Origin of the sequence: Chitinophaga qingshengii (genome assembly GCF_014529935.1) — a bacterium.
In the GTDB taxonomy this organism is placed as follows: Bacteria; Bacteroidota; Bacteroidia; order Chitinophagales; family Chitinophagaceae; genus Chitinophaga; species Chitinophaga qingshengii.
This window is the reverse complement of the sequence record NZ_JACVFC010000002.1, coordinates 1,067,957-1,083,281: the sequence shown is the minus strand read 5'-3', so window position 1 is coordinate 1,083,281 and position 15,325 is coordinate 1,067,957. Positions and strand designations below refer to the sequence as shown.

11 protein-coding genes are annotated in these 15,325 nt (G+C 50.2%); 10 read left to right on the top strand and 1 reads right to left on the bottom strand.

Annotation, left to right across the window (positions count from 1 at the left end; genetic code table 11):
* Positions 1–26: 26 nt before the first annotated feature.
* The 5 genes from ICL07_RS19730 to ICL07_RS19710 all read left to right on the top strand — a co-directional run bounded on the left by ICL07_RS19730 (position 27) and on the right by ICL07_RS19710 (position 5,415).
* Positions 27–1,031 carry a PorP/SprF family type IX secretion system membrane protein gene (locus ICL07_RS19730; protein ID WP_188089735.1) on the top strand — a complete coding sequence of 335 codons (1,005 nt, stop codon included), beginning with the start codon at positions 27–29 and terminating at the stop codon, positions 1,029–1,031.
* Between the two features lie 27 nt (positions 1,032–1,058).
* Complete coding sequence (locus ICL07_RS19725; RefSeq protein ID WP_188089734.1) at positions 1,059–3,050, top strand: OmpA family protein; 1,992 nt, start codon at positions 1,059–1,061, stop codon at positions 3,048–3,050.
* A 33-nt stretch (positions 3,051–3,083) separates the two neighbouring features.
* Positions 3,084–4,112, top strand: a complete 1,029-nt coding sequence (locus ICL07_RS19720) for a PorP/SprF family type IX secretion system membrane protein (protein ID WP_188089733.1) — start codon at positions 3,084–3,086, stop codon at positions 4,110–4,112.
* A 39-nt stretch (positions 4,113–4,151) separates the two neighbouring features.
* Entirely contained in the window at positions 4,152–4,739 is a 588-nt protein-coding gene (locus tag ICL07_RS19715) for a collagen-like triple helix repeat-containing protein (protein WP_188089732.1), read from the top strand.
* A gap of 97 nt (positions 4,740–4,836) precedes the next feature.
* Positions 4,837–5,415, top strand: coding sequence for an RNA polymerase sigma factor (locus ICL07_RS19710; RefSeq protein WP_188089731.1), 579 nt, complete (start codon positions 4,837–4,839; stop codon positions 5,413–5,415).
* A gap of 31 nt (positions 5,416–5,446) precedes the next feature.
* Here ICL07_RS19710 and ICL07_RS19705 read toward each other — a convergent pair whose 3' ends face one another.
* Positions 5,447–6,424: a virulence RhuM family protein/type II toxin-antitoxin system death-on-curing family toxin gene (locus tag ICL07_RS19705; protein ID WP_246485095.1), complete on the bottom strand. Its 978-nt coding sequence runs from the start codon at positions 6,422–6,424 to the stop codon at positions 5,447–5,449.
* Between the two features lie 833 nt (positions 6,425–7,257).
* On the opposite strand from ICL07_RS19705, the gene rhaT reads away from it, so the two are divergent.
* From rhaT to ICL07_RS19680, 5 genes are read left to right on the top strand one after another with little or no spacing between them, the layout of a single operon-like run.
* The gene (rhaT, locus tag ICL07_RS19700; RefSeq protein WP_188089729.1) at positions 7,258–8,313 is read left to right on the top strand and encodes an L-rhamnose/proton symporter RhaT; all 1,056 of its coding nucleotides are present in this window, start codon (positions 7,258–7,260) and stop codon (positions 8,311–8,313) included.
* 8 nt (positions 8,314–8,321) lie between these two features.
* On the top strand, positions 8,322–10,442 hold the full coding sequence (locus tag ICL07_RS19695; protein WP_188089728.1) for a bifunctional aldolase/short-chain dehydrogenase: 2,121 nt from the start codon (positions 8,322–8,324) through the stop codon (positions 10,440–10,442).
* 14 nt (positions 10,443–10,456) lie between these two features.
* A complete protein-coding gene (locus ICL07_RS19690) occupies positions 10,457–11,731 on the top strand; it encodes a sugar isomerase (protein ID WP_188089727.1) in 1,275 nt (424 codons plus the stop codon).
* Between the two features lie 31 nt (positions 11,732–11,762).
* Positions 11,763–13,070, top strand: a complete 1,308-nt coding sequence (locus ICL07_RS19685) for an FGGY-family carbohydrate kinase (protein ID WP_188089726.1) — start codon at positions 11,763–11,765, stop codon at positions 13,068–13,070.
* Between the two features lies 1 nt (position 13,071).
* On the top strand, positions 13,072–15,324 hold the full coding sequence (locus ICL07_RS19680) for an alpha-L-rhamnosidase-related protein (RefSeq protein ID WP_188089725.1): 2,253 nt from the start codon (positions 13,072–13,074) through the stop codon (positions 15,322–15,324).
* Position 15,325: the final 1 nt, after the last annotated feature.

The window sequence follows — 15,325 nt, the reverse complement described above, 5'->3', positions numbered from 1 at the left end:
TATTCACATAAAACACGGACAGCAAAATGAGAACTACTATTGCAACATGGCTCATGTCAGTGACCCTCTTCTTCGCCTGCTCGAAGGCGGCGGCTCAGGCCGACCCGCATTTCTCGCAGTACTATACCTATCCGTCGTGGCTCAACCCGGCGCTCACCGGTGCTTTCGACGGAGACTACCGGGTAGCCGCGATATACCGGACACAGTGGGGAAATATCAGCCCATTCAGAACCTATAGTGTAGCAGCAGAAGTGCCGACCGCTAAAAACATCAACTTCGGCGGCAGTGTCCTGAATCAAACAGCCGGCGACGGCGGATATAACTATACCACCGGGTATATCAGTGCCGCCTATACGGGCGTGAAGCTGGATGCCGCGCATTATCATCAGCTCAACTTTGGGTTGCAGCTGGGCTTTATTCAGCGCCGCTTTGACCCGTCAAAGCTCACTTTCGGCGAGCAGTGGAACCCGGTGACCGGCTACAATCCCGGTAACCCGGTAACGGATATACTCACCAGGACTTCGTCGCTTTCCTTTGATGCCGGCGCAGGTGCGCTCTACTATGACGCTACCCCTGGCAAGAAGTACAATATCTACGGCGGTTTCTCCGTGATGCATCTTACCCGTCCGCAGGACCAGTTTGCCGCTGCCGGTGATGCCCGTTTTCCTATGCGTTTTAATATACACGGTGGTGTGAAGCTAACGTTGTCGGATATACTAAGTATTACACCCAATTTCCTGTTCATGCAGCAGGGACCGGCGCAGGAGAAAATGATCGGCGCCTATGGTCAGCTGAAAGCTGCTGCTGAAACGGATTTCCTGTTGGGACTGAACTACCGCTACAAAGATGCTTTCACCACACACGCCGGTTTTATCTACAAAACCATGATGCTGGGTGTGAGTTATGATATCAACACCTCTGACCTGAGTAAGATGGCCCGGGGCTCTAACAGCTTCGAAGTATCACTCACTTTTATCGGACGGCGGAAGGTGAGAACACCGGAAGTGGAATTTGTATGTCCCCGTTTGTAATTCATCTCTACATGTAACAGACATCTCATGAAAAAACTATTCATTACCGCATCCGTGTTACTGGCCGCTATGACGCTACAGGCGCAATTTACCTACGATTACCTGAAAGCGGCCGACCAGTACTATAAAAAAGAAGATTATAATTCGGCTGTTCAGTATTATGAAAAATACCTTGGTACCAGGAACAAGGCTTTCCGGAAAGACTCCTATAAGCCTTATGCAGCGGTGAATGCCGGCCGTAAAACCAATATTCCTGTCAGCAGCGAACAACAAGCCGTGTATAAACTGGCAGAGAGTTATCGTAACCTGCACAACTTTCAAAAAGCTGCGCCGCATTATGAAACCGTGCTGGAAGCCGATGGCCGTCACTTCCCGCTGGCTGCCTATTACTATGCTGTTTCGTTGCGTTCGCTCGGCAAATATGAAGAAGCGGAAAAAGCCTTCCACAGTTTTCTGCAGGGCTACGGTTCCCAGGATGGCTATAGTGCCGCTGCCGAAAAGGAAGTAAAAAACCTCGCATTTATCAATGCCCAATTAAAACGGTCTGACCTTTCCCTTTATGAAATAAAAAAGGCGCCGGCGGCACTCAATACCACCGGCGCCAGCTATGCGCCGCTCTGGACGGCCGACGGCGCGTTGCTGTTTACCTCTACCCGTCCCGACCCGGCTAAAAACAAAGGATTCGTGAACAGGGTGTATACCGCAGATTATACCAACGGGCAGGCTGCCAATATTCGTTTGCTGACGGTTCCCCAACCGGAATCGCTGCACCAGGGGGCTGTTAGCATCAGTCCCGATGGACAGCAGTTGTTTATCACCCGCTGGCAGATAGATCATGGTAAAAAAATCGCTTCTATCTGGTCTGCCAGAAAAAGCGGCAGTGGCTGGGGAGAGCCGGTAATCCTGGATGCGCTCATCAATGTTCCCGGCAGCAATACACAACAGCCTTTTGTGTTGCCCGATGGCAAACACTTGCTGTATGCCAGTGACCGGCCTGGTGGCCAGGGTGGTTTTGACTTGTGGTACGCTACGCTGGATGAAACCGGGAAGCCGGTCAGCACCGCCAATTTGGGAGAGGTGATCAATACCGCCGGCAACGAACAGGCGCCGTATTACCACGCTGCTACGCATACGCTGGTGTTTTCCACCGATGGCCGTACTGGTATGGGCGGCTACGATTTTTTCAGCAGCAAGGGCGAACCGGGCAGTTTTCAAACGCCGGTGAATATGGGGTATCCGGTGAACTCCGTGAAGGATGACATTTACTTTGCCAGCCATAGCAATACCCGTAACCTCCTGGATGATGTGCTGCTGGGCACCGACCGCGCGGCAGAATGTTGCCTGGAGCTGTTCTTCCTGCATAAAAACCGGCCTCCGCGCCAGCTCAGCGGCGTAGTGGTGGCCTGTGGCTCTAATACGCCGGTGGCAGGTGCCGAAGTACGTATTGTCGATACCGTTAGCAATCAGGTGGTCACCACCCGCAACACCGCAGCAGACGGTAGTTATGCTTTCGCCCTGGAAGAATACCAGCCCCTGGTAGCCGTGGCTAACGCAGTCGGTTATACGCAGGGAACGCAGCATATCGGTATTCCTGAAAATGAAGATACCGCCGCTATTACTGCGCCGGCGTTGTGTTTGAAGCCTATTGTGCCGCCGCCGTCTCCTGTGACGCTGGAAAACGTATACTACGACTATGATAAAGCCACCCTGAAACCGGAGTCTTTTGCATCGTTGGATAAACTGGTCACCCTGCTGCAGGAAAACCCTGCCATGGAGATAGAACTGACTGCCCATACCGACAGTATCGGTACCCGGCGCTATAACCAGCGTCTCTCCGAAGCCCGTGCCAGGAGCTGCGTAGACTACCTCGTGGAAAAGGGAATAGATCGTCACCGCCTCGCCTCGAAAGGATATGGCGCCTCCATGCCCATAGCACCCAACTCGCTGCCGGATGGTTCAGACAACCCCGAAGGACGGCAGAAGAACAGAAGGACCACCTTCACGATACTGAAGAAATAGGGCGGACCTGTTTTTAACCTAAAACATTGAGTCATGAAAAAGTTTGTGTTAACTGGTCTGATAGGCATGATAGCGATGTGGGTGCAGGCCCAGCAACAGCCGCACTATACGCAGTATATCATGAATCCTTTCATCATCAATCCCGCGGTAGCGGGAATAGAGAACTACTGGGACCTGCGCCTGAGTCACCGGCATCAATGGGCCGGATTAAACGGTTCTCCGGTGACTACTTACCTGACCATACACGGGCCATTGCGTAAATCGGATTACAGCAATGCGTCGCCTACCGGTTTTGAAATGCAGGGAGAGAACCCCAGAGGGAAAGCCTACTGGCGTGACTATACGACACCACCGCCGCATCCCGGTGCTGGTTTGACGATCCTGAATGATAAGGCTGGTCCGCTTAACCGGTTTTCCATCAGCGCGGCATATGCGCATCATATCAATCTCTCGCCCAGGACCAGTCTCAGCGCAGGGTTGTCGCTTGGTATGCAGCAGGTGAGTCTCGATGCCGGCAAAGTAGGTTTCCTGGACCCTAATGATCCGGCTATCAACGGCAGCGGTGTCCTGAACCGCTGGCGCCCGGATATCGGCGCCGGGCTGTGGTTGTATTCGGCGGATTTTTTCGCGGGCATCTCTGCTCAGAATATCATCCCGCAAAACATCAGTTTTGATAACGGCAAACTGGCCGGTGACAGCGTATACCGCGGTAAACTGGTGCCACATCTCTTTTTTACCACGGGCTACCGGTTATGGTTAAACGATGATATGAATGTATTGCCTTCCGTGATGGTGAAGTTTATCACCGCTATGCCGGTCAGTGTGGATGTAAACGCCCGCATGATGTTCCGGGACCGTTTCTGGGTGGGAGCTTCCTATCGTCTGCATGATGGGGTGGCAGGGATGTTTGGTGTAAACATCAATTCCACTTTTAATATCGGTTACTCGTACGACTATACGGCATCTTCCCTGAATACCGTCAGCAAGGGATCGCATGAACTGATGATCGGTTTTCTGCTGGGCAACAAATACGGAGATACGTGTCCGCGGAATGTATGGTAGAAAAAATCAATCAAAATAAACACTTAAATCCAAACTGTAATGATGAAACAAGTATTGCGTTGCATGCCCTATGCACTGATTCTCTCTGTTGTAGTATTTTTTATGGCCTGCTCTAAAGACGGCGCTCAAGGTCCTGCCGGTCCTGCAGGTAATAATGGCGCGCAGGGCCCCCAGGGTCCTAAAGGTACTGATGGCGAACCCGGTTCTGCCAACGTGATTTATTCCGGCTGGCTGGATGTCCGTTTCCAGGGTGCCCAAACGGTTACCAATCCCGATGGTACGGTAGATACTGTGGTATATGCTGCTACGCTTCCCGCACCTAAGCTGGATTCAGCTGTATTAAGCAATGCATTGGTGAATGTGTATATCAACCTGGGGACCCCTTCCCAGCAAAGCATTGTGCTGTTGCCTTACACCGATGAATATGGAACGCTGATCCGTTATGTGGCGGCTTCCAAAAGCATCAGCCTGATTGCCAATGGTAATCCCAGCACCCAGACTACGTCTACGGGCAAACGTTACCAGTACCGCTATGTAATAGTGCCCGGTGGGGTAAACGCCCGCTCTGCCAGCCTGGACTGGAAAAATTATTATCAGGTGCAACAAGTACTGCAGATTAAAGACTAGGTTATTTACTCATAGCCTCCAGCATATAGAAACAATGGTCTCCCTGTCGAGGGAGACCGTTCCCTTCAACTTATTTTTTAACGTTTGAAACCTGTGTATGAACAAGTATCATGATTTTACCGACCACGAACTCATTCGCCTGTACATAGGCGGCGATAACCATGCTTTCACCACGCTGGTACATCGTCATAAAAACAGATTATATACCACTATCGTGCTGCTGGTGCGTAACCGCGATCTGGCAGAAGATATTTTTCAGGAAGTGTTTATCAAGATTGTCAATGCGCTGCATAGTGGTCAGTATGCCGACAATAACCGTTTTCTCGCCTGGGCTGTGCGTATTGCGCACAACTGCTGTATCAGTCATTTCCGTAAAGCCAGCGCCTGGGGCAAAACAACGATCGCTTCCTATAACGATGAAATGGGAGATAGCCTGGACCTGATGGAACATAGCCCGGAGCATCACCTGATCACACATGAAACCAACCAGGAGATCGGCGCTATGCTCGATCAGCTGCCGGCGGTACAGCGCGAAGCCGTGATTCTGAGATATTATGCAGATTTGAGTTATAAAGAGATGGCACAGATAGCAGGCATCAGCATTAATACGGCATTGGGCCGGGTGCGTTATGCGATTATGAATTTACGGAAACAGATGCTGGTGGAAGGGGTGTAGATATCCAAATAGCAGGTAAATAAAGAGAAGATTAGTTCAAAATATTGATCAGGTTAACTACTACGCTGATTATCATTTCCATTTCTGCTGATTTGCTTTCTGCAATCATGAGCGTCAAAGCTACAAGTGCGTTGTCAGCGATTCGTTTGGACCCGTCGGGTTTGTACAGTAAATTATTTTTCTCCATAAACCATATGAAGAGAAAAGCAGCAATCCGTTTATTACCATCGGAGAAAGAATGGTTTTTTATAACGAAATACAACAGGTGCGCTGCTTTTTCTTCGATGCTGGGGTATAACTCTTTGCCATCGAAGGTTTGATAGATGGCTGCCAAGGAGCTTTGGAAGGAGTCGTCTTTTTCATTACCAAATAAGCTGCTACCTCCAAACTTCTCCTTTAATCCATGGATTGCCTCCATAGCCGCCGGATAGGTGATGTGGAAAATAGTGTTGGTGGTCGTGTTGGTAATGGCTAGTTGCTGATGATCGTATTGGTCCAATATGTCCAATGCATAGGCATAATCAGTTAATACTTTCAGTAATCCAGTTGCCTCATCCGCTTGTAGCGGCTTACTTTCCAGCACATTCCCCAACAGCCGGATGGTGTTTTTCAGGGATGTTAGTTGTTCCGTTTGCTCTTTCAGGCGTTGTTCGTTCAGTGCGTATCCCTGTATCAGATAGTCTTTTAATATTTTATTGGCCCAGATACGGAATTGCGTACCCCGCGGAGATTTAACGCGGTAGCCAACGGAGATGACTACATCCAGGGAGTAAAAACTGGTTGGTTTGGTTATTTGTCTGGCTCCCTCAGCTCGTTCTGTTAATAACTCCCTAATAGTAGATAGTTTATCAAGTTCTTCTTCCTGATAAATATTCCTAATGTGGAGGCTGATATTTTGTTTGGTTTGTTGAAATAACTCAACCATCTGGGCTTGAGTAAGCCATATCATATCGTCTTCTAATTTGACATCAATAGATGTTTCTCCATCTTGTGTTTGATAGATTAGCATATGTTTATTGTTTGATGACGTCAGAAGGAACATGATTGATTTTATTAATTAACAGAAAAATTGAATTTTTACAAAATACGTGGTTTTTGCTAATCCAGCGCCCTGTTAAGTTTATATTTTTAAATCAACTGTCAAATATTATTTGGCAGTTAGACATCATGTTCCAATTTTTTAAAAAATAGATGAAATGAAACAGTCGAATATTATTTGACGTTCAAGACTTCATTCTGGATTTAGTTTTTAGGTTGAAAAAGCATATTTTGTATACTTCTTGTCGCTTGTAATTCTTTCCTGGCTTTAGTCTTGAGCTGTCAAGTAATACTTGACAGCTCAAGATGCCTCCCTGTATTGGTTTTTGGGATAAAATTGAACTAAAAAATAATTCTAATATCCCCAACCCCTTTTCGGGTCTGTGATTGGTAGTATTTAATGTTTTGATAATATATATTCTCTGGTAGCGCTTAACGATCTAAAAGTTACTTTCACACACCATTTATCTCATTACTTCCCAACCTGGGAGAATAAACTTTGTCGATGTAATAAACTGACGGTTCTCTTCAAAAAGTTTGATATATGTAGAAGGAGACAGTAATAGTTCCTTGCCTAATTGAACCAGTTGCGGAATATTCAGTAGCATATTTTTGATGTTTTATCACACGCAATATCCTCCAATCTCTTCCTCCAAATGTTAACCACTTGTAAATGATCGAAATCCGATCCATATGAGCCTCCGGCTATCATCTCCCCGCAGAAGAAAACCTGCCCATAACAGTACATGACAGCCCGGCCCATCGAAATTTCTACTTTAGTAAAAACAGATACAAAAATTCCACATGGCTGTAATCGCAGGTATCATATTCCACTTCATAGGCGGCTTCGCCTCGGGTAGCTTCTATATGCCCTTTAAAAAAGTAAAAGGCTGGCATTGGGAATCCTATTGGCTCATAGGAGGCCTCTTCTCCTGGCTGATCGTTCCACCGGTAGCGGCATGGCTTACATTGCCCGGATTCGCGGAATTAATCGCACAGGCATCGTGGAGCACGCTAACGGCGACCTATGTATTCGGATTGTTATGGGGCATCGGTGGACTCACCTATGGTCTGGGAATCCGCTACCTGGGCATGTCGCTGGGTAACTCCGTGATGCTGGGCTGCTGTTCGCTCTTTGGCGCATTGGTACCGGCAGTGTATTACAACATCGTTCCTACGGCGGGGAAAACATCGCTGGGCGAAATGCTGGGCGGCACCTGGGGACAGGTAGTACTGCTGGGGATGCTGGTCTGCCTGGCAGGCATCTGCATCTGCGGTAAAGCGGGCATGATGAAAGAAAAGGAACTGCCGGAGGAAGAAAAGAAAAAAACAGTGGCGGAGTTTAATGTGGTAAAAGGACTCATCGTAGGTGTGATATCGGGTATCCTCAGCGCCTGTTTTGTATATGGCATAGAAGCGGGGAAGAGTATGGCGGAAATGGCGGTGGCAAAGGGATTAAACCCTTTGTATCAGAACAACGTGACATACGTGGTATTGCTCTGGGGCGGTCTTACTACCAACCTGGTATGGTGTGTATTCCTGAATCTGCGTAACCGTTCCTACAAGGACTATAACAACCGCACCACCCCACTGTTGTCGAATTATTTCTTCGCTGCGCTGGCAGGTACCACCTGGTTCTTACAGTTTTTCTTCTATGGCATGGGCGAAAGCAAGCTGGGTAACGGCGCCAGTTCCTGGATACTGCACATGGCCTTTATTATCCTGATTGCCAATCTCTGGGGACTGGTGCTGAAAGAGTGGAAAGGGGTGAGTAATAAGGCTAAAATCACGATTGTCCTGGGTAATCTCACTATTCTCTTGTCTGTTTTAATTGTTGGTTACGGAAATTCTCTTAAATAAATATTTGTATGTCGCTGGAAAGAACACAGTTTAAAAATGTCAGTTATTTATGGGATGATGCTACCGCAGCGGCCATGGCCGGCGATGAAGTAGCACTGCTGATATACCGCTCCAACTTACTGGGCGCTGATCTGCGCCTGACGAACTACGGCGGCGGCAATACTTCCTGTAAGGCCGTAGTACCGGACCCGCTTACCGGCGGAGAAACGGAAGTGATGTGGGTAAAAGGTTCCGGCGGCGACCTCGGCACGCTGAAACGCAATGGCCTCGCAGCTTTATATACCGACCGGCTTCGCAACCTGGAGAAGGTATACCGCGGTATCGCTTTTGAAGATGAAATGGTGGAACTGTTTAACCTCTGCCTGTATGATCCCGCTTCCCGGCCTCCATCCATCGATACCCCGTTGCATGCTTTCCTGCCGTTTAAACATATCGATCACCTGCATCCGGATGCTGTCATCGCCATCGCTGCGGCGAAAGACGGACAACGTATCACGGAAGAACTGTTCGGCGGCGCTATTGGCTGGGTACCCTGGCAACGCCCGGGCTTCGACCTGGGACTGCAACTACGGAAATGCCTGCACGATAATCCGGGTATCCGGGGTATTATCCTCGGTTCCCATGGCCTGTTCACCTGGGGCGATACGGCCTATGAATGTTATCTCAACACCCTGGAAATAATCGATAAAGCGGCGGATTATATCGATGCGAAAGTAGCGCAGCAGGGCGCCGTTTTCGGCGGCGCGGTGATCGCGGAGCTGCCGGCAGACAAACGCCGCGCCCAGGCGGCTGCACTGGCGCCGGTACTGCGGGGCTTCGCTTCTTCCCACCAATCTATGGTGGGACATTTTACGGATGCGCCCGACGTGATGGAATTTATCAACGCGAAAGACCTGCACCGCCTGGCGCCGATGGGCACCAGTTGCCCGGATCATTTCCTGCGTACGAAGATATCCCCGCTGGTGCTGGACCTGGAACCGGAAGAAGACCTGCAAGACCTGCCGGTATTGAAAAACAGGATAGCGCCTTTGTTTGAAGCTTATCGCAAGATGTATGCGGAATATTACCAGCAATGTAAACACGATAACAGTCCGGCGATGCGCGACGCTAACCCTGTCGTGGTGCTGTGGCCGGGTGTCGGCATGTTTACGTTTGCGAAAGACAAACAAACAGCCCGTGTGGCGGCAGAGTTTTATATCAACGCTATCCATGTAATGCGTGGATCTGAAGCAATTTCTGAGTATATTTCGTTGCCAAGGCAGGAGGCTTTTAATATAGAATATTGGCTGCTGGAAGAAGCTAAACTGCAGCGGATGCCTAAGCCCAAAGCACTCAGCGGACGGATTGCACTGGTGACCGGCAGCGCCGGCGGTATCGGTAAAGCGATTGCCCGCAAATTTGTAGCGGAAGGCGCGGTGGTGATCATCAGCGATAATGATGAAACCCGCTTGCAGACCGCCGGTAAGGAGTTTGAACAACAGATAGGGAAAGATGCTTTTACGGCTGCTTTGCTGGATGTTACCCGCCCGGATACCATCAGGCAGGCTTTTGAACAGGCTGCACTGGCTTTTGGCGGGGTAGATATGATCGTGAACAGCGCGGGACTGTCTATCTCCAAACCGCTGGAATCCCATACGGAGGCAGACTGGGACCTGCTCTATGATGTGCTCGTAAAAGGACAGTTCCTCGTTACGCAGGCTGCCGTGGCCATCATGAGAAAACAACAGCTCGGTGGCGATGTGATCAATATCGTCAGCAAAAACGCCCTGATGAGCGGCCCGGACAACGCCGCTTACGGATCGGCTAAAGCAGCCCAGCTGCACCTTAGCAGACTCAACGCAGCGGAACTGGGAAAAGATCGTATACGCGTCAACGTAGTCAACCCGGATGCGGTGATCTCGGATAGTAAAATATGGGAAGGCGCCTGGGCGGAAGGCCGCGCGAAAGCATACGGTATCACCGTCGCGGAACTGCCGGCTTTCTATGCCAAACGTACCCTGCTCAATGAAATCATCCTGCCGGAAGATATTGCCAACGCTTGTTTTGCCCTGGCAGGCGGATTGCTTCATAAATCCACCGGCAATGTGCTCAACGTGGATGGCGGCATCGCCGCTGCTTTTGTCAGATAATAAAAACAGTTTGTATGCAGATAGACCAACATCGGATCGCAGCCTGTAATGAACCGCTAACGGCGGCGCACCAACGCAGGCTCCAATTCCTCCGCCAGGAAATACCACATACAGAAGATATCATTGCTAAGTTGATCGCCTTCCAGGTGGCTATCCCCAGCTGGGCGCTGGGTACCGGCGGTACCCGCTTCGGCCGCTTCCCGGGCTGGGGCGAGCCCCGGTCACTGGAAGAAAAACTGGAAGATATCGGCCTTCTGCACGCGCTCAATCGCGGCAGCGGCGCGGTTTCCCTGCACATACCCTGGGATATCCCCTCCAATGCGGCACATATCCGCGCGGTAGCCTCTCAGCTGGGACTGCAGTTCGATGCCATGAACTCCAATACTTTCCAGGACCAGCCCGGACAGGAACATAGCTATAAATTCGGCTCGCTGGCACACACGGACAAGTATACACGCCAACAGGCAATTGCGCATAACCTGGAAGTGATACAATATGGCCGGGACCTGGGTTCAAAGGCACTCACCATCTGGCTGAGCGATGGCTCCTGTTTTCCCGGGCAACTTAATTTCCGCCGCGCTTTCGATAACGCGCTGGAAAGTTTCGGAGAAATCTACCAGGGACTACCGGACGATTGGAAACTATTTATCGAATACAAAGCGTTTGAACCTAACTTCTATTCTACAACAGTGGGAGATTGGGGACAGTCGCTGCTATATACTTCCAAACTGGGTCCCAAAGCCTTTACGCTGGTAGATCTCGGCCATCATCTTCCCAATGCCAACATCGAACAAATTGTGGCCCTGCTGCTCCGCGAAGGAAAACTGGGCGGTTTCCATTTCAACGATTCCAAGTATGGTGACGATGACCTCACGGTAGGCGCTATCCGCCCCTACCAGCTGTTCCTTATCTTCAATGAACTGATAGAAGGCATGGATGCCCGTCACATGCAACACGCCACGGATATGGGCTGGATGATCGATGCGAGTCACAACGTGAAAGATCCGCTGGAAGACCTGCTACAGTCGGTGGAGGCAATCCGTATCGCTTATGCACAGGCATTGCTGGTGGACCGCGATCAGCTCACGGCTGCGCAAAACAACAACGATGCTGTACTGGCCCAGGAAATCCTGCAACATGCTTTCCGCACGGATGTACGGCCATTGCTGGCGGAAGCCCGCCTCCGTGCAGGTGGGGCGTTAGACCCGTTGGCTGCATTCCGGCAGGAAAAAGTGCGGGAGCAACTGGTCCGTGAAAGAGGTAAAACTGCGATTGCTACCGGGTTATAGCTACCTACCCGGTGCGTAAAATAAATTCCACATGCCCGTTCCCGTTATAGCGGTTTTCGATATAGGAAAAACCAATAAAAAACTGTTGATGCTCAATGAACAATACCGTATTGTCTTTGAGCAGCAAACGTCTATGCAGGAGATCACCGACGAGAGCGGTGATCCCTGTGAAGACCTGCTCCTGCTGATCAGTATTATGCGGCAGCAACTCGCTGCCGTACTGGCGATGGAAGACGTAACGATCAAAGCAGTCAATATATCGGCATATGGCGCCAGCGTTGTATATATCGATGAAAACGGCGACCCTGCCGCCCCACTGTATAACTACCTGAAACCATATCCGGAGGAGTTGTCCACCCGGTTTTATGATACTTATGGCGGCCGGGAGTCCTTCTCTCATCAAACGGCTTCGCCGGCGCTGGGAAGCCTCAATAGCGGATTGCAGTTGTACCGGGTAAGGCATTGCCAGCTGTCGCTGTTTAGCCGTACCCGTTATATGTTACACCTGCCGCAGTTTTTAAGCTATCTTTTTTCGGGAGAAGTATTTTCGGAGATGACCAGCATAGGCTGCCATACTGCTCTCTGGGATTTTGCGTGCAACCAGTATCATCCCTGGGTGACAGCAGAAGGGTGGCTCGACAAGTTGCCGCCTATCGCGCCTGCATCACACGTGACCGGATCACAGCTGCCGGTAGGCGTGGGTATACATGACAGCTCCGCTGCACTGGTACCTTACCTGCTGCAGTTCCCGGAGCCGTTTGTGTTGTTGTCTACCGGTACCTGGTGCATCAGTATGAACCCCTTTAACCATGAACCGCTGACCACGGAAGAACTGCAACAGGACTGCCTTTGTTATATCCGTTACGATGGCTTGCCGGTAAAATCTTCCCGTTTATTTTCCGGACATATACATGAAACGGCGGTGCAGCAGATCGCTGTACTTTTTGGAGAAGATCCGCAGCACTTTAAGGGGTTACTATATGATCCGCAGATCGTTGAACAATTAGCACAATCACCGGAATTTAGTATTTTGGAAGCGTCGCGTTATGAAAACAGTGCGGTCGCTTATCATCACCTGGTAATGTCGCTGGTGCAACAACAACGGCAGGCAACCAGGCTGGTACTGGGCCATACTGCGGTACGCCGGCTGTTTGTAGATGGTGGCTTTGCCCGTAACAGCATCTACATGCACCTGCTGGCAAAAGCCTTCCCGGAGATGGACGTATATGCGGCCACGGTATCCCAGGCTTCTGCAGTAGGCGCTGCCCTGGTGATACACGATAGCTGGAATACACAACCCGTGCCCGCCGATCTTGTGCAACTGAAACACTATGCCTGATATGCCCATAAAAAAATACATACTGCTATTGTTATGCCTGCTGTCCTTGTCGGCCACGGCACAGGATAAATGGACTGCCCATTGGATAGGGCTGGACACATCGTCTGCTTCCAATCAATGGGTGGCATACACTGTTAAGGCTATACGCAGCAGTAAACAACGGCGTGTGATGGCCCGCATCGCTACCGATAGTAAATACATGCTGTGGATCAACTCCCGCCTGGTGGTGCGGGAAGGGCAACTAAAACGGGGGCCTAATCCCGGTGATACCTATTTCGATGAAATAGATATCGGACCCTTCCTGGAAAAAGGAGAGAATGAAATTATCATCAATACCTGGTTCTGGGGAAAGGAAGGTTTTGCACATAAAAACAGCGGCCGTAACGCGTTGTTGTTTCAATGTGAGGACGAAGCCTTTAACAGCCGTACATCCTGGAAAGCGCGGCGGCTCCCCGAATACTACCAACCTGATGGTATACAACCGAATTACCGCCTTGCGGAAACAAATGTGGGTGTAGATGCATCCAAAGCGGGTAACATTGTATGGCAGCCGGTATCGGACTATGGCATACCACCGGTGGTGCCATGGAACCAGCTGGTAAAAAGAGATATTCCCTTCTTCCGTGAATCCGGTTTGAAAAATTATATCGGTGAGCCGGTGAAGAAAGGCGATACCCTCGTGTGCCGCCTGCCTTATAACGCACAGGTCACCCCGGCATTTAAGATTTCGGCGCCGGCGGGAATTAAAATCCAGCTGCTCACAGATAATTACCTCACCGCGGGAAATCCGGAACTGGCCAGCGTCCGTACGGAGTATATCACCCGGGAAGGTGAACAGGAGTTTGAAACGCCGGCCTGGATGAACGGCCATTTTGTAAAATATGTGATGCCGGCAGGTGTAAAAGTGCGGTCGCTCCAATACCGCGAAAGTGGCTACAATACAGAACTGTCCGGCGTATTCCATAGCAGCGACTCCGCACTGAATATCCTATGGAAAAAAGCACAACGCACCCTGTACGTCAATATGCGGGATAACTACTTCGATTGCCCGGACCGTGAAAGAGCGCTGTGGTGGGGCGATGTAGCGACTGAAATAGGTGAAACGTTTTATGCCCTGGACACGAATGCCAATCAACTATCCAGAAAGGCTATACGAAACCTGGTGGACTGGCAGGCGGCTGACAGCAGCTTATATTCTCCCATACCTGCCGGTAACTGGAACAGGGAACTGCCGCAACAGATGCTGGCGGCCATCCACGGAATGGATACCTATTACCGTTATACCGGCGATACTGCCACCATGCTGTATGTTTATCCTGCGCTGAAAAGATACCTGTCGCTATGGAAGATAGAGGAACGTGGTATGATCATTCACCGCAAAGGCGGTTGGGACCTGCCTGATTGGGGCGTCAATATCGATGCTTCATTACTGGACAACGCCTGGTATGTAGTGGCCGCGAAGGTATTGCTCACCATCGCGGAACTGCACGGGGATAAGGCGTACGCCGCCCAGCTTAAAAAACAAATTGAACAGGTGATCCTGGCTACCCGGAAATATTGCCGGCAGAATGATGTTTACCGTTCCCCTGATTACAAAGGCGAAACCGATGACCGTGCCAATGCCATGGCGGTGATAGCCGGTATCGTACCACCCGAAGAGTACCCGGAGATTGTACGTCTGCTGAAAACGGCCCGGCATGCCAGTCCCTATATGGAAAAATATGTACTGGAAAGCCTGTTTCTGATGCAACAGCCGGAGGCCGCGCTGGAGCGGATGAAATCCCGCTACCAGGGAATGATCGACAATGAATACACTACACTCAATGAACTGTTTGGCGACAATAAAGGCGGTACCAATAACCACGCCTGGTCCGGCGGACCATTGACTTTACTGTCGCAATATGTGAGTGGTGTAACACCGCTCAAACCAGGCTACAGCCGCTACCTGGTCATGCCGGCGCCCGGAGGATTATCGGCTGCAGGCAGTACGCATGAAACGGTAAAAGGGCGTATCACCACACGTTTTGCTACTACCAGCGATGGTGTGAAAATAGAACTGAATGTACTGCCAGGTACGGAAGTCTTTGTAGGCATACCTTACAAGGAAGGTCAAAAAGTACTGGTGAATGATAAGGAAGCCTGGGTAAGCGGTGGTTATGCACCCAGAAACGACGTATCCTGGATTGGTAAAAATAACGGCTATATGTTTTTTTCCCTGACGCAGAAAGGTAATTACATCTTTCAATCCTTTTGAG

Bases quoted from the DNA above. Each gene is read 5' to 3' on its own strand.
- ICL07_RS19695 (WP_188089728.1), top strand. From the start codon at position 8,322: ATGTCGCTGGAAAGAACACAGTTTAAAAATGTCAGTTATTTATGGGAT.
- ICL07_RS19730 (WP_188089735.1), top strand. From the start codon at position 27: ATGAGAACTACTATTGCAACATGGCTCATGTCAGTGACCCTCTTCTTC.
- ICL07_RS19680 (WP_188089725.1), top strand. From the start codon at position 13,072: ATGCCCATAAAAAAATACATACTGCTATTGTTATGCCTGCTGTCCTTG.
- rhaT (WP_188089729.1), top strand. From the start codon at position 7,258: ATGGCTGTAATCGCAGGTATCATATTCCACTTCATAGGCGGCTTCGCC.
- ICL07_RS19685 (WP_188089726.1), top strand. From the start codon at position 11,763: ATGCCCGTTCCCGTTATAGCGGTTTTCGATATAGGAAAAACCAATAAA.
- ICL07_RS19705 (WP_246485095.1), bottom strand. From the start codon at position 6,424: ATGCTAATCTATCAAACACAAGATGGAGAAACATCTATTGATGTCAAA.
- ICL07_RS19715 (WP_188089732.1), top strand. From the start codon at position 4,152: ATGATGAAACAAGTATTGCGTTGCATGCCCTATGCACTGATTCTCTCT.
- ICL07_RS19690 (WP_188089727.1), top strand. From the start codon at position 10,457: ATGCAGATAGACCAACATCGGATCGCAGCCTGTAATGAACCGCTAACG.
- ICL07_RS19710 (WP_188089731.1), top strand. From the start codon at position 4,837: ATGAACAAGTATCATGATTTTACCGACCACGAACTCATTCGCCTGTAC.
- ICL07_RS19725 (WP_188089734.1), top strand. From the start codon at position 1,059: ATGAAAAAACTATTCATTACCGCATCCGTGTTACTGGCCGCTATGACG.
- ICL07_RS19720 (WP_188089733.1), top strand. From the start codon at position 3,084: ATGAAAAAGTTTGTGTTAACTGGTCTGATAGGCATGATAGCGATGTGG.